Annotated in this window: 13 protein-coding genes; 6 read left to right on the top strand and 7 right to left on the bottom strand. The window is 71.8% G+C overall.

Features of this window, described 5'->3' with window-relative positions:
• Positions 1 to 16: 16 nt before the first annotated feature.
• Entirely contained in the window at positions 17 to 337 is a 321-nt protein-coding gene (gene fdxA, locus ACWED2_RS39980) for a ferredoxin (RefSeq protein WP_091304417.1), read from the top strand.
• On the top strand, positions 334 to 1,425 hold the full coding sequence (gene dapC / locus ACWED2_RS39975; RefSeq protein ID WP_449695717.1) for a succinyldiaminopimelate transaminase: 1,092 nt from the start codon (positions 334 to 336) through the stop codon (positions 1,423 to 1,425). The genes fdxA and dapC overlap by 4 nt, the downstream gene beginning before the upstream one ends.
• Here dapC and ACWED2_RS39970 read toward each other — a convergent pair.
• Complete coding sequence (locus tag ACWED2_RS39970) at positions 1,419 to 2,036, bottom strand: TetR/AcrR family transcriptional regulator (protein ID WP_449695716.1); 618 nt, start codon at positions 2,034 to 2,036, stop codon at positions 1,419 to 1,421. The two genes, dapC and ACWED2_RS39970, sit on opposite strands and share 7 nt — an antisense overlap.
• Positions 2,037 to 2,117: 81 nt before the next feature.
• On the opposite strand from ACWED2_RS39970, the gene ACWED2_RS39965 reads away from it, so the two are divergent.
• The gene (locus tag ACWED2_RS39965; protein ID WP_449695715.1) at positions 2,118 to 3,530 is read left to right on the top strand and encodes an FAD-dependent monooxygenase; all 1,413 of its coding nucleotides are present in this window, start codon (positions 2,118 to 2,120) and stop codon (positions 3,528 to 3,530) included.
• 64 nt (positions 3,531 to 3,594) lie between these two features.
• Here the strand turns inward: ACWED2_RS39965 and ACWED2_RS39960 are convergent, their stop codons facing one another.
• The 3 genes from ACWED2_RS39960 to ACWED2_RS39950 are packed head-to-tail and all read right to left on the bottom strand — an operon-like array spanning position 3,595 to position 5,987.
• The gene (locus ACWED2_RS39960; RefSeq protein WP_449695714.1) at positions 3,595 to 4,527 is read right to left on the bottom strand and encodes a CHAD domain-containing protein; all 933 of its coding nucleotides are present in this window, start codon (positions 4,525 to 4,527) and stop codon (positions 3,595 to 3,597) included.
• 28 nt (positions 4,528 to 4,555) lie between these two features.
• A complete protein-coding gene (gene dapD / locus ACWED2_RS39955) occupies positions 4,556 to 5,548 on the bottom strand; it encodes a 2,3,4,5-tetrahydropyridine-2,6-dicarboxylate N-succinyltransferase (protein ID WP_449695713.1) in 993 nt (330 codons plus the stop codon).
• A gap of 28 nt (positions 5,549 to 5,576) precedes the next feature.
• The gene (locus ACWED2_RS39950) at positions 5,577 to 5,987 is read right to left on the bottom strand and encodes a hypothetical protein (protein WP_449695741.1); all 411 of its coding nucleotides are present in this window, start codon (positions 5,985 to 5,987) and stop codon (positions 5,577 to 5,579) included.
• Positions 5,988 to 6,031: 44 nt separating this feature from the next.
• Here ACWED2_RS39950 and dapE point away from each other — a divergent pair, with 44 nt between their 5' ends.
• The 3 genes from dapE (at position 6,032) to ACWED2_RS39935 (ending at position 9,221) form a co-directional block, all read left to right on the top strand.
• Positions 6,032 to 7,102, top strand: coding sequence for a succinyl-diaminopimelate desuccinylase (dapE, locus tag ACWED2_RS39945; RefSeq protein ID WP_449695712.1), 1,071 nt, complete (start codon positions 6,032 to 6,034; stop codon positions 7,100 to 7,102).
• A 199-nt stretch (positions 7,103 to 7,301) separates the two neighbouring features.
• On the top strand, positions 7,302 to 8,099 hold the full coding sequence (locus ACWED2_RS39940; protein ID WP_449695711.1) for a DUF3152 domain-containing protein: 798 nt from the start codon (positions 7,302 to 7,304) through the stop codon (positions 8,097 to 8,099).
• 21 nt (positions 8,100 to 8,120) lie between these two features.
• Complete coding sequence (locus ACWED2_RS39935) at positions 8,121 to 9,221, top strand: NADAR family protein (RefSeq protein ID WP_449695710.1); 1,101 nt, start codon at positions 8,121 to 8,123, stop codon at positions 9,219 to 9,221.
• A 43-nt stretch (positions 9,222 to 9,264) separates the two neighbouring features.
• Here ACWED2_RS39935 and ACWED2_RS39930 read toward each other — a convergent pair whose 3' ends face one another.
• From ACWED2_RS39930 to ACWED2_RS39920, 3 genes are all read right to left on the bottom strand, one after another.
• Positions 9,265 to 10,308: a chitinase gene (locus ACWED2_RS39930; protein WP_449695709.1), complete on the bottom strand. Its 1,044-nt coding sequence runs from the start codon at positions 10,306 to 10,308 to the stop codon at positions 9,265 to 9,267.
• 137 nt (positions 10,309 to 10,445) lie between these two features.
• The gene (locus tag ACWED2_RS39925; protein ID WP_449695708.1) at positions 10,446 to 12,050 is read right to left on the bottom strand and encodes a M28 family metallopeptidase; all 1,605 of its coding nucleotides are present in this window, start codon (positions 12,048 to 12,050) and stop codon (positions 10,446 to 10,448) included.
• 81 nt (positions 12,051 to 12,131) lie between these two features.
• Positions 12,132 to 14,387: a M4 family metallopeptidase gene (locus ACWED2_RS39920; protein ID WP_449695707.1), complete on the bottom strand. Its 2,256-nt coding sequence runs from the start codon at positions 14,385 to 14,387 to the stop codon at positions 12,132 to 12,134.
• Positions 14,388 to 14,392 lie beyond the last annotated feature (5 nt).

Here is a 14,392-nt window from a genome sequence, read left to right as displayed (position 1 = left end):
TAAGCAGGAGTGCGCAGTGACCTACGTGATCGCCGAGCCCTGCGTCGACGTGCTCGACAAGGCGTGTATCGACGAGTGCCCCGTGGACTGCATCTACGAGGGCGAGCGGATGCTGTACATCCACCCGGACGAGTGCGTCGACTGTGGCGCCTGCGAGCCGGTCTGCCCGGTCGAGGCGATCTACTACGAGGACGACGTCCCGGACAACTGGTCGGACTACACCAAGGCCAACGTCGACTTCTTCGACGAGCTGGGCTCGCCCGGCGGCGCGTCCAAGGTGGGCAAGACCGCGCACGACCCGGCCTTCGTGAAGGCGCTGCCCCCGCAGGGCGAATGAACCGGATCGCGCTGCCCGACTTCCCCTGGGATTCGCTCGCCGAGGTCAAGGCCACGGCGCAGGCGCATCCCGGCGGGGTCGTCGACCTCTCCATCGGCACACCGGTCGACCTGGTCCCGGACGGCATCCGCGCCGCGCTCGCGTCGGTGTCGGAGATCCCCGGGTACCCGACCACCCACGGCATCCCGGCCCTGCGGGAAGCCGCGAGGGGAGCGCTTTCGCGGCGGCACGGCGTCGACGGCATCGAGCCGGACGCCGTGCTGCCGACGATCGGCTCCAAGGAGGCCGTGGCCTGGCTGCCGCGCCTGCTCGGCCTCGGCCCCGGTGACCTCGTCGTCATCCCGGAGCTGGCGTACCCGACGTACGAGGTCGGCGTGCTGCTGGCGGGCGCGTCGATCCTGCGCGCCGACAGCACGGTCGCGCTCGGCCCGCAGAAGCCGGCGATGATCTGGCTGAACTCGCCGTCCAACCCGACCGGCCAGGTGCTGCCGGTCGATCACCTGCGCAAGGTCGTCGAGTGGGCCCGCGAGCGTGACGTCGTCGTGGTCTCCGACGAGTGCTACCTGGCGCTCGGCTGGGAGGCCGACCCGCGGTCGGTGCTGCACCCGGACGTCTGCGACGGCCGGACCGACGGGCTGATCGCGGTGCACTCGCTGTCGAAGTCGGCGAACCTCGCCAGCTACCGCGCCGGGTTCCTGACCGGTGACCCCCGCCTGATCGCGCAGCTCCTGGAAGTCCGCAAGCACGCGGGCATGATCGTGCCGCGGCCGGTCCAGGAGGCGATGGTCGCCGCCCTGACCGACGACGAGGCCCTGCACGCGCAACGCGAGCGCTACGCCCGCCGCCGGCTCGTCCTGCGCAAGGCGTTGCTGGACAACGGCTTCCGCATCGACCACTCCGAAGCGGGGCTCTACCTCTGGGCCACCCGCGACGAGGACTCGTCGGCGACCGTCCGGTGGCTGGCCGAGCGCGGCATCCTGGTCGCGCCCGGGACGTTCTACGGCCCGAAGGGCGGCAAGCACGTCCGCGTCGCGCTGACCGCGACGGACGAGCGCATCGACGCCGCCGTGGAGCGGCTGACTCAGTAGTCCCGGCCCGTGAGACCCCGGTAGACGAACCGGGTGAGCAGTTCGATCGCCTCCTCGTCGGTCGGCGGCGTCCAGCCCGTCGGTGGATCGTGCAGCCACGTCGCCGCGAAGGCGTCGACGAGGTTGTAGATCAGCATGCCGCAGCGGTGCGGATCCGCCGGCAGCCGCATTCCGGCGCGGGTGATGTACGCGAGGTGGTCGTCGAGGTCGGCTGCCTGGGACGCGCCGAACTGCGCCACCGTCCGCGCGAACGAGTCGCTCACCATCGCCGCCTGGCGCAGGGCCAGCATGGTCGCGGCGTTGTCCCGGTAGAAGTCCCAGTACTGCTTGACGTGCCAGCGCACGGCCGCCGGGTCGCTGAAGTCGGCCAGGTGGTCTTCGCTGTCGGCGCTCTCGTCGCCCGAGGCCGCGATGTCGGCCATGAGCGCCTCGAGGAGCTCTTCCTTGCCCGCGAAGTGGTTGTAGAACGACCCCGCGGCCCGGCCCGCCTCGGCGGTGATGTCGGTGATCTTCGTGTTCAGGTAGCCCTTCCGGGCGAACACGCGCTTGGCCGCGGCCTTGAGCGCGGCCTCGGTCTCCGCGGCCTTTTCCTTCCGGCTCGTCGCCGTCATCGCCACCTCCCTTGACACGGGACGCTAGCAGCGTCATTCTGAATCCAGATTCACTGAACTTAAATTCACTGGGAGGGTGACATGGACACTCGGGTGCTGATCGCGGGAGCGGGACCGACCGGGCTGACGCTGGCCATCGAGCTGGCGCGGCGCGACGTCGCCGTGCGGATCATCGACAAGGCGGCGGAGTACTTCGCCGGTTCGCGCGGCGACGGGCTGCAGCCGCGCACGCTGGAGGTGTTCGAGGACCTGGGCGTGCTCGACGCGGTGCTGGCCGCGGGCATGGCCCCGGTGCCGACGAAGATCCACCTCGGCGGCGAGGTGGTCGGCGAGCGGATGATGTTCGACCTGGTCGAGCCGACACCGTCGCGGCCGTATCCGACGGGCTGGTTCCTGGGGCAGTCGCAGACCGAGGGCATCCTGCGCGACCGGCTGGCCGAGTTCGGCGTGCGCGTCGAACTGGACACCGCGCTGACCGGCTTCGAGCAGGACGAAGCCGGCGTCACGGCGACGCTGGGCACGGGCGAGACCGTCCGCGCGGAGTACCTGGTCGGCGCCGACGGCGGCAAGAGCTTCGTGCGCAAGGCGCTGGGGATCCCGTTCGAGGGCACGACCGACGAGTCGATCCGGATGCTGCTCGGCGACGTCGTGGCCGAGGGGCTGGACCGGGAGCACGGCCACTGGTTCGCGACGCCGGACGAGCCGATGAGCGGCATGATGTTCAGCCCGCTGCCGGGCACGCCGCACTTCCAGTTCGGCGCCGCCCTCGGCGAGGGCGAGACCGACGTCGAGACCGCGTTGCCCGCGGTCCAGGCCCGGCTCGACGAGCTGAGCGGCGGCGCGGTCAAGCTGTCCGGCCTGGCGTGGTCGACGGTGTGGCGGCCGAACATCCGGCTGGCGGCCCGCTTCCGCGAGGGCCGCGTGTTCCTGGCCGGCGACGCGGCGCACGTCCACCCGCCGACGGGCGGGCAGGGCCTGAACACCGGGATCCAGGACGGCTACAACCTGGGCTGGAAGCTCGCGGACGGCTCACCGGAGCTGCTGGACAGCTACGAGAGCGAGCGGCGGACGGTCGCGGCCCGGGTGCTGGGCGTCACGGCGGGCCTGCTGCAGAAGTACGTCGACGGCGACGAGGACGCCCACCGGCGCGGGGAGGACACGCAGCAGCTGGACATCACCTACCGCGGCGGCCCGCTGTCGCCGGCCGGCACGGGGGAGCTGCGGCCGGGGGACCGGGCGCCGGACGCGCCGCTGGTGGACGCGAACGGCAAGCGGGTGCGGCTGTTCGAGCTGTTCCGCGGCCCGCACGCGACGGAGCTGGTGTTCGGCGACCGCCCGACCTCGGGCCACCGGATCCTGCCGCCGGGAAGCGTGCCGACCGGAACGGACCTGGTCGACGAGGGCGGCCACGCCTACGCGGCCTACGAAGCCACCGATGGCCGCCGGGTGCTCGTCCGCCCGGACGGGTACGTCTGGTCGATCTCCGGCTCGTGACCGGCAAGCCGGGTGGGAACCCGCCTTGCCGGGCACGACCGGCGAGGCGGGGAGGCGAGCCCGGTCAGGCGTGGAGGGCCTTGGCGGCGGCGTCCACCGCTGCCCACGACTCGCGCCAGACCGCGCGGGCCTCGGCGCGGCGGCCCAGCTCGCGCTCGGCGATGCGGCCGGCCACGAACCCCAGCGGGCCGTCCGCCGACTCCAGGACCGTGCGCATCCGCTCCGCCGCGATCACCGCGTCCTGGTGATCACCGAGCACCGTCTGGAAGTCCTTCGTCGCCTTCAGCAGGCGCTTGATCCTGGGCGCCTGCTTCTTCTTCGCCGACGTCTGGGCCAGCTCCGCCGCGTACCGCAGCTTCTTGCCGTGGATGCGCAGCGCGTGCAGGTCGTCGTCCGGAGGGTCCGCGGGCAGCGCGCGAACCGCCTTCGCCAGCTTCCGGTGCGGCTTCGCCAGGCCCGCGATCAGGTCGTGCGGCCGGTCGGCCTCCGCAACGGGTTCCGCCCGGGTCAGCAGGCTCACCTCGCGCAGCAACGTCGAATACCGGGCACTCGACAACGCCCGCGTCAGGCGCCGCTTCGCCGAGGCGCGCTCGGTGACGAACTTCGACACCAGGCGGCGGCCCGGGGCCTGGTCGCGGACCTCGAAGTCGGCGATCACCTCGCGCAGGTGCCCGATCAGCACGTCGTAGTCGCGCACCTCGCCGAGGGACTGGCCGAGCCAGCCCAGCTCCGCGCGCACCGGCTCCGCGCCGTCGCCGACCAGCTTGCCCGACAGCTTCAGGACGCTGCGCATCCGGCGCAGCGCCACCCGCATCTGGTGCAGGTCCTCCGGATCGGCGCCCGAGCGCGTGCCCGGCTCGTACGCCAGCAACGCGCGGATCTCGCGGTCGAGCTTGGCCCGCACGTGGTGGACCGCCGGGTCGGCCGGACGCGCTTCGACGGGCGCGTCCGGCAGCCCCAGCTCGGCCGGCGTGCGACGCAACGATTCGGTGGTCACCACATGAATGGTAGGTGAACGACCGCCGTCAGTCGTTGGCGTGGAGCGCCGCGTTCAGCGTGACGCCGGAGCCGGTCCGCGGCACGACTTCGACCGCGCCCGTCGCCGAGTTGCGGCGGAACACCGCGCCGGAAATGCCGTTGAGCTCGCGGGCCTTGACGACCTTGCCCTCGACGACGACCTTCGTGCCCGCCGTCACGTACAGGCCCGCTTCGACCACCGCGTCGTCGCCCAGCGAGATCCCGACGCCGCCGTTCGCGCCGATCAGGCAGCGCTCGCCGAGGGAGATCGTCTCCTTGCCACCGCCGGAGAGCGTGCCCATGATCGACGCACCGCCGCCGACGTCCGAGCCGTCGCCGACGACCACGCCGGCCGAGATCCGGCCCTCGACCATCGACGCGCCGAGCGTGCCGGCGTTGAAGTTGACGAAGCCCTCGTGCATCACGGTGGTGCCGGACGCCAGGTGCGCGCCGAGCCGGACGCGGTCGGCGTCGCCGATCCGGACGCCGGACGGCAGGACGTAGTCGACCATCCGCGGGAACTTGTCGACGCTGTAGACGGTCACCGGGCCGCGCGCCCGCAGCCGCAGCCGGGTCGTCTCGAAGCCCTCGACCGGGCACGGGCCGTGGTTGGTCCACACGACGTTGGCGAGCAGGCCGAACATGCCGTCGAGGTTCTGGCCGTGCGGGCGGACCAGCCGGTGCGAGAGCAGGTGCAGCCGCAGGTACATGTCGTGAGTGTCCGCGGGCGCGTCGGCCAGCCTGGCGATCGTGGTGCGGACGGCGACCACCTCGACCCCGCGGTCGGTGTCCGGGCCGAGCAGCGCCACGGCGGCCTCGCCGAGCAGCTCGGTGGCCTCTTCGGCGCCGAGCCGTTCCGTGCCTTTGGTGCCGGCAGTGTCGTTCTCGATCAGCTTCGGATGCGGGTACCAGGTGTCGAGGACCGTCCCGTCGGTCGTGACGGTGGCCAGCCCGACGCCGCTGGCGCCGGTCGTTTCGGGGTTCGGGCTCTGCTCGCTCACGGCCTTCACCGTAGCCGAGTGACGCCCGTCAACCACTCGTGGGCCGCGCGTCTACCTGCTTCTTCAGGCCCGAAAGGGCGGCGGCGATGTCGACCAGCGCCTGCGAGCACGGGCCGCCCGCGGCCGGCACGGTCGTGCAGCCCGCGCTCCGGAACGCCCCGACGGCCTGCTCCAGCTTCCCGGCCTCGGCCGTCAGCTGCGGGTCGCGGTCGTCCGCGCGCTTGCGGGCCGCGCCCGGGACGTTGCCGACCTCGGTGACGTACTTCTCACAGCCCTTCGGCAGCTGGGTGCGCGGGCTCGCGTAGCACTGGTCGACGGTCAGCGCGTCGAGCTTGGTCGGCAGCGCGTCCGGACCGGGCTCGCCGCCCCGGCGCGGGGGCGTGGGCCCGGCCTCGTTCCCGCAACCCGACAGGACCAGGACCAGCAACGCGCCGCCCACGGCGACTCCGAACGTGCGCACACCCCCACGGTAGCGTGCGGGGCATGAGCCTCGACCTGCACGCCGATCCCGTGGACCTGACCGCAGCGCTGGTGGACACCTTCAGCGTGTCCGGCGCCGAGGCCGAGATCGCGACGGCGGTGCAGGAGGCGCTGCAGGCGCAGGCGCCGCACCTCGAGGTCGTCCGCAACGGCGACGCCGTGCTCGCCCGGACGAACCTCGGCCGCGGGTCGCGGGTCGTGCTCGCCGGGCACCTGGACACCGTGCCGGAGAACGGCAACCTCCCCTCGCGACGCGAAGGCAGTGGCGACGAAGAGATCCTGCACGGCCTCGGCACGGTCGACATGAAGGGCGGCGACGCGGTCTTCCTGCACCTGGCGGCGACGCTGCCGTCGCCCAAGCACGACGTCACCTTCGTGTTCTACGACAACGAAGAGGTCGAAGCGGTCAAGAACGGCCTCGGCCGGATCGAGCGCGAGCTGCCGGAGTGGCTGGCGGGCGACCTGGCCATCGTCGGCGAGCCGTCGAACGGCGTGATCGAAGCCGGCTGCCAGGGCACCATGCGCGTCGAGCTGAGGCTTTCGGGGAAGCGGGCGCACACGGCGCGGGCGTGGATGGGCGAGAACGCGATCCACGCGCTGGCCGAGCCGCTGCGGCGGCTGGGGGAGTACACGCCGCGCATCGTCGACATCGACGGGCTGACCTACCGCGAGGGCCTCCAGGCCACGTCGATCAGCGGTGGCGTGGCGGGCAACGTGGTCCCGGACGCGGCGGTGCTGACGGTGAACCACCGCTTCGCCCCCGACCGCGACCCGGCGGCGGCCGAGCGCCACCTGCGCGAGGTGTTCGCCGGGTTCGAACTGTCCGTTGTGGACTTGTCCCCGGGCGCGCTCCCGGGCCTGTCGGCCCCGGCGGCGGCGGAACTGGTGGCGGCGGCGGGCGGCCGCGCGGCGGCCAAGCTGGGCTGGACGGACGTGGCGCGCTTCGCGGCCCGCGGCATGCCGGCGGTGAACTTCGGCCCGGGCAACCCGACGTTGGCCCACACGAAGCAGGAGAACGTCCGGACGGCGGAGATCCGCCAGGTGACGGAAGTCCTCCGCAAGTTCCTGGGCTGAGTCTCAAGCGCCCCAAGGGCGGCCTCCGTTGAGGGTGGTGTCCGGGGCGCGGTGGGGCCGAACGTCGCAGCGGGTGTTGTGGTCGTCGTCACAGTCGGAGGCCTGAGCTGCGGTGACGCTGCGCCACCGCAGCTCACCGCAACTTTTCCCGGCCCTGGCCCGTATGACCTTCTGAAGCTGCGCACCCCCGGGAGGATCCATGCCGAAAACCGCGAGACGAGCCGCGGCCGTGGCCGTGCTCGCCCTGGCGGTGGGCGGATGCGGCGGGGAACGGCAGCCGGTCGCCGCGCCCGCGGCCGGGCCGGTCCTCACCGCCATCGGGGAGGCCACCTCGATCCCGCCGCCGCCGGCCGAGCGGGAGCCCGTCACCCAGGCCGCGCCCGTCGAGGCCGCCATCACCTTCCCGCGAACCGGGTCCGGCCAGTGGATGTTCACTCCCGGCAGCGACGAGGTCGCCGGGAAGTCGGGCCGGCTGATGCGCTACCGGATCGCCGTCGAGACCGACATCGAGGGCGTCGGGCCCGCCGAGTTCGCCACGAAGATCCGCGGCATCCTCGGCGACCCGCGCGGCTGGACCGCCGGCGGGCAGTGGCGGCTGCAGCAGGTCGGCCCGGCCGACATGGCCGACTTCACCATCTACCTCGCCACGCCGGCCAGCCGCGACAAGCTGTGCGGCGGCACGCCGGACAGCTACACCTCCTGCCGCAACGGCAGCAACGTCGTGCTCAACGTGGCCCGCTGGGCCAACGCCGTGCCGGACTACGGCGCCCCGCTCGACCTCTACCGCCAGTACATGGTCACCCACGAAACCGGGCACCGGCTCGGCCAGGGTCACGAGCTGTGCCCCGGCCCCGGCAAACCGGCGCCGGTGATGGAGCAGCAGACGCTCGGGCTGCACGGCTGCGTGCCGAACCCGTGGCCGTTCCCGGACGGCAACCGCGAGTACGCCGGCCCGCCGGGCGAGTACGACGACCCGATCCCGGCCGGCGACTCCTGATCTGCCGTTAGGCTCGCCGGCATGCCGGACAGCACCCCGACGTCGCGCGTGGTCGGCGGCGACGTCGTCGAGGGGCGGCAACGCCTCGTCTTCGTCCACAAAGGTGATTACTACGCGCTCGCCACGCTCGGCGTCTTCGCGGACGGCGCCGTCCTCTGGCACTACGAATCGACTGACTTCGACGGGCTCCGCGCCGCGTTCGACGACGGCACGCTGACCCTGACCCCGCCCGAGGGCGCACCACTGATCATCACCGGCACGGCGAAGGGCACCGTGCCCGCGCTGGAGTCGTGGCTGACCCCGGAGTCGGTGATCGGCGAGCTCGCCGACGAGCTGGACGCGCTCAACGACCGGCCGGACTCCTCCCGGCGCTGCTGGGACGCGTTGCTGGCGTACGCCGCGGATCCGACCGGTGCCAACCTCGAGGCCGTCCGCGAGTCGTACCACGCGGTGCCCGAGCACCGCCGGATCTTCGTGCTCGGCGACATGGACCAGAACGACGTCCCGGTGCGGATCCTGCTCGCCGAGGCGGGCGAGACGATCCCGGCCCGGCGTCCGGGCCGGACGCTCACGGTGACCCCGGAGGTCCGGGAGTGGGCGCTCGGCTACTTTCGCAGGCGCGAGGCCGGTGTCGCCCGAACGGGGGCGCAGCGGGTGGCGGACGGACCGGAGACGACCGTCCCGCTGGCCGTGGGCGGGCACGTCTACCCGAGCGGCTGGCCCGATCCGGCGGGTCCGGAGGTCCTGCAGATCGACTACCCGGCGGTGGTGCACCACGGCGGCCGGGAGTACGCGAGCGTCATGCACGCCTACTGGGCGCTGTCCACCGATGACGCCGGTTGGCGCGATCGGATCGCCGCCGCCCCCCGAGGAATCGACGCCCGGACCCTCGGCGAGGAGGCGCCCCGGCGGGCGGGCTGGCCGGCGGCCCGGCTGGGGGTGATGGCGGCGCTGCTGCGGGACAAGTTCGAGCGCCACCCGGCGATGGCGGCGACGTTGCTGGGCACGGGTGAGGCCCGCCTGCTCTACAGCGACCGGGCATCGAAGTACTGGAGCTCGGGCGGCGCCAACTGGCTGGGCCGGCTCCTGGAACTCGTCCGTTCCGAGCTGGCCGGCTCGTGAGTGGTAATTCGGGTTCTAACCCGAATTACCACTCACGACCGCGTCAGCGGCCCTGCAGGGACTTGACGTTGTTGCCGAACGTCCAGCCCTTCGAGCCGTCCCAGTTGATCGACCAGTCCATCAGGCCCTTCAGCCCCGGAACCGACCGCCACGCCTGGGAAACCAGGCTCGGCGACATGTACCCGCCACCCGCGCCCGGCTGGGCCGGCAGGCCGGGGACCTGCTTGTCGTAGGGCACCCGGATCGTCGTGCCCTGCACGACCAGGCCGTTGTTCAGGCACTGCGTCTGCACGGTGAAGCCCTGCACGGTCCCGGCCTGGTAGGAGTCGCCGGAGCAGCCGTACATCGACCCGTTGTAGTACTGCATGTTCAGCCACCACAGCCGGCCGTTGTCCGCGTACTTCTTGATGATCGGCAGGTACGCGCCCCAGATCGAGCCGTAGGTGATGCTGCCGCCGGTGACGTACGCGGTCTCGGGTGCCATCGTGAGCCCGAAGTTCGACGGCATCTTCGCGAGCACGCCGTCGATGATCCGGAGCAGGTTCGACTGCGACGCCGAAAGCGTCTTGATGTTGCCACTGTTGGTCAGCCCGGTCTCGATGTCGATGTCGATCCCGTCGAAGTTGTACTGCTTGAGGATCGGCACGACGGTGGCGACGAACCGGTCGGCCACCGCGGACGACGAGAGGTCGATCCCGGCGGCGGCCCCGCCGATGGACAGCAGGATCGTCGCGCCCGCGGCCTTCGCCGCGCACATCTCGGCCGGCGTCGACACCTTGACCCCGGCGTCCATCCCGTTCTCCCACAACACGGTCCCGTCGGACCGGATCACCGGGAAGGCGGCGTTGACGACGTTGTAGCCGTGCTGTGCCAGCCGGCTGTCGGTGATCGGGACCCAGCCCAGGCCGGGGTGGACGCCGTTCGCGGCGCCGTCCCAGTTCTCCCAGTAGCCCTGCAGGACCTTGCCCGCGGGCCTCGACTTCACCGCGCACGTGTCGGCCTGCACCGCCCCCTGCGCGGGAGCCGGCACGAGCAGCGGGACGGCCAGCAAGGTGGCCAGCAGGGTTCCGAACAAGCGACCGGACATACCGGCTCCCATCCTCGTCGAGGGCGAACGCGGCGTGTCCGTCCAACATAAGCGCCGCGGGGAACCGGCGACTACCGACGAACGGGTGGTCTAGACAACTCGGGGGCGCCCCGGCGAGGGCGCCCCCGAGTGGCCGGTCAGACGGTCAGCGTCCAGGAGGACAGGTATCCGGTGTCGGCGGGGCCGACATCCTTGATCTGCAGCTTCCAGGCGCCGTTCGCGGCCTCGGAAGAGGCGTTGACGGTGTAGGTGGTGTTTATGTCCGGCGTGGAGTCGCTGCTGGAGTTCTTCAGCCGGTACGCCGTGCCGTCCGGGGCGACGAGGTCGAGGACCAGGTCACCGCGGTAGGTGTGGGTGATGTGCACCTCGACCTTGGTGGTGGCGGACGCGTTGCGCGCGCAGCCCGCCACGGTCGCGGTGCTGCCGACCGCGGCACCCGGGTAGTCCGGGATGTCGAGGCGCGTCGAGCTGGTCACCGGCGCGCACGACGAGCTGCCGACGCCGAGCGAGAACGACGCCGTGTGGTCGGCGTCCGCGCCGTCCGCGGTCACCGTGACCGGGAAGGTGCCGGTCGGCGTCGACGACGTGGTCGTGATGGTCAGCGTCGAGCCGCCACCCGACTGCACGGTGGCCGGGCTGAAGGACGCCGTCGCGCCCGCGGGCAGGCCCGAAGCGGACAGCGAGATCGACTGCGCCGAGCCGGCCGTCGTCGCGGTGCTCACCGCGACCTGGATCGACTGTCCCGGTTGGACGGACCCGGCCGCCGGGTTCAGCGACACGGAGAAGTCGTTGCCCTGCGGCGTGCCGACGGCCAGCTTCCAGAGCGCGTAGGCGATGGCGTCGCTGTTCTTCTCCAGCGGCGGGTCCGGGATGTTCGCCGTCGTGTCGCAGGCGCGGTGGTAGCAGTTGTCGAACGGCGACCCCGCGGTGCCGCCCCACTTCTGCGCCTGCGCCGAGCTCTTGATGTCGCCGGCGCCGGTGGCGAGACCGCCGACCGGGATGCCCGCGCTCTTGAAGGACGCGTGGTCGGAACGGCCGTCGCCTTCGCTGTCGCCCTCGGTCTGGATGCCGATCGAGGCGAAGTACTCGTCGAAGATCGCCTTGACCGAAGCGACGTCGTCGTAGACGAAGTAGCCCCAGTTCTTCGAGCCGATCATGTCGAAGTTGAGGTAGGTCTTGATCTTCGTGCGCTCGCTGCTCGGCAGGTTGTTGACGTAGTACTTGGACCCGACCAGGCCGGACTCCTCGTCGGCCCACCAGGCGAACCGGACGCGCTTGGCCATCGCCGGGTTGGTGCGGGCGAGCGTCAGCGCGGTCTCGAGGATCGCCGCGCTGCCCGAGCCGTTGTCGTTGATGCCGGGGCCCGCGCTCACGCTGTCGAGGTGCGCGCCGAGCATGATGACCTGGCTCGCGTCGCCCTGCGGCCACTCGGCGATCAGGTTCTGGGACTGCCCGATGCAGCTGGTGCAGGTCTGCCGCGTGGTCGTGTACCCGGCGTTCTTCAGCAGGTTTTCCACATAGGACACCGAGGCCGCGTAGCCGGCGCCGCGCGGCGAGCGCGTGCCGCCGTTGTTGTTCGCGATGGTCTGCAGCTGGTTGAGGTGGGCCTTGACGTTGGCCAGTGAGATGTCCGGCGCGGCGAGCGCCGTGGCGGGCGCGGCGGTGGCCGCTGGCGCGCTGACAACGCCCAGCACGGCGGCGAGGGCGGTGACCCCGGCGCCGAGTCGTGTCTTCCACTTCATGGCGGTGATTTCCTTCGGTGGGGGTTGGGGAGAACGCCCGAGGGCGGCACTTTCACGGGGAAAGTGCCGCCCTCGGGTTGCCTAGATGGTGAGCGTCCAGGAGGTGAGGTAGCCGGTGTCGATGGCGGCCACGTCCTTGATCTGGAGTTTCCAGGCACCGTTGGCGGCCTCGGAAGAGGCGTTGACGGTGTAGGTGGTGTCGATGTCGTCGGCGGAATCGCTGCTGCTGTTCTTCAGCCGGTAGGCGGTGCCGTCCGGGGCGATCAGGTCGAGGACCAGGTCACCGCGGTAGGTGTGGACGATGTGCACCTCGACCTTGGTCGTGGCGGAGGCGTTGCGTGCACAGCCGGTGATGGTGTTGGTGCTGCTCACCGCGGCTGCCGGGGAGTCCGGGATGTCGAGCCGCGTCGAGTTGGTCACCGGCGGGCAGGCGGAGCTGTCGACCGTGAGCGTGAACTGCGCCGTGTGGTCGGTGGCGGTCCCGTCGGCGGTGATGGTGATCTGGCTGGCGCCGTCCGGGGTCGACGACGACGTCGCGATGGTCAGCGTCGAGCTGCCGCCCGCCTGGACGGTCGCCGGGCTGAACGTCGCCGTGGCACCGTCGGGCAGGCCGGCGGCGGACAGCGTGATCGCCTGGGCCGTGCCCGAGGTGAGCTCGGTGTTCACCATGACGCTGGTCGAGCCGCCCGGCCGGACGACCCCGGCCGACTGGCTCAGCGTGACCGCGTAGTCCGGGTCGCCGCCGCAGACCGGCTCGCCGGTGGCGGCCGGGACGGAGATGGCGCTCCACGCGGCCTTGGTGGCGTTGAACTCGGTGCAGCTGCCCGGGAAGAGCGCGACCGCGGCTTCGAGGGTCGCCTTGCGGGCGGCCTTGTGGTTCCACGACGACGTCTTCTTCAGCAGGCCGTTGTAGAAGATCTGGCCGGCCTTCTGGACACCGATGCCGGTGACCGACGAGTTGTTGCAGGTCGGGCTGACCGGCTTGCCGCCACCCGGGTTCGAGCCCTCGGCCAGCAGGTAGAACCAGTGGTTCTGCGGGCCGGCCGCCGCGTGCACCTCGGTGCTCGGGATCGACGACGAGTAGCAGTTCGGGTCGCCGGCCTTCGACGGGTCGTACATGTAGCGGATCGGGCCGCCACCGACCAGGTTGACGCCCTCGCCGACCTCGTAGTCCGGGGTGTCCTTCGGGTTGTTCGCGTACGCCTCGGTCAGCGCGCCGAAGATGTCACCGGTCGACTCGTTCATGCCGCCGGTCTCGTTGCCCGAACCGGAACCACCCGGGGTGAACTGGAAGACGCCGTGCCCGAACTCGTGCCCGACGACGTCCATCGAGGTGGCCTGGCGCTGGTTGTCCTGCGAGTGGCCGAAGTGCGTCGAGGAGCCGTTCCAGTACGCGTTGACGTCGTTGAGGCCGACGGACGCCGGGTAGCCGGTGCCGCTGCCGTTGATGCCGTTGCGGCCGAGCCAGTCGGCGAGCATCTTCCACTCGGTCTGGACGCTGTAGAGGACGTCGACGCAACCGGTCTCGAGGTCGGTGCCGGAGCCGTTGCCCCAGCTGTCGTCCGGTCCACTGTAGACGGAACCGCCTTCGCGGCCGCAGCTGATGCCGGTGCGGCCCGGGTCACGCATGGTGTACGTGCTGCCGGACTGCGTCGTGTCGATGGAGACGTTGCCGGCGTAATAGCTGTTGCCGGCGCCGACGAGGTTCACCGCGCCGGGTTGCGCCTGGCGCTTCGCCCCGGAGTCGAACGTCCTGACGTCGTCCCGCTTGTCGAGCACCGCGCCGGTCGCCGCGTCGACGAACACGTGCAGGTTGCTCGGTGCCGTGGCGGTGCGCCCGGCGACGACGACTTCGTAGGCCAGCTTGGGGCTCGTCCCGGCCAGCACCACCTTCTCCGGTGTGCTCACACTGTCCACAGTGGGCAGCTGGGCGCGTGCGGTGGCCGCGGCCTTCGCCGCGTCGACCAGTGCCTGTGTCCCGACGGAGATGGGCGCGGTCTCCGCGGCGCTGGTGCCGCGGACGCGCCCGGCGCCGTCGGCGACGACCACCGCGTCCCCGCCCACGACCCGCAGGCCCTGGTAGGTGCGCTGGTAGGCGCCGTAGAAGAGGCCACCGCCACCGGCGGTGAGCCCCACGCGCTCGAACGATTCGGCCGGGCCGCGACGCAGGGCGTCGAGACCGCTGGCGGCGGCTCGGTCGGCCGCGCGGGCGGCGGCCGCTTCGGGGGCGGCGGGCTGCGCTTGGGGAGCGGCGCTCGCCGGGGTAACCGGTAACGCGAGCGTCATGGCGAGCCCGGCGGCGGCCGCCAAGCCCGTGCTGAACCCACGATGGGTCATCGAGG

It is taken from the genome of Amycolatopsis sp. NPDC005003, assembly GCF_053600695.1.
This window is presented reverse-complemented; position numbering and strand designations above follow the sequence as displayed.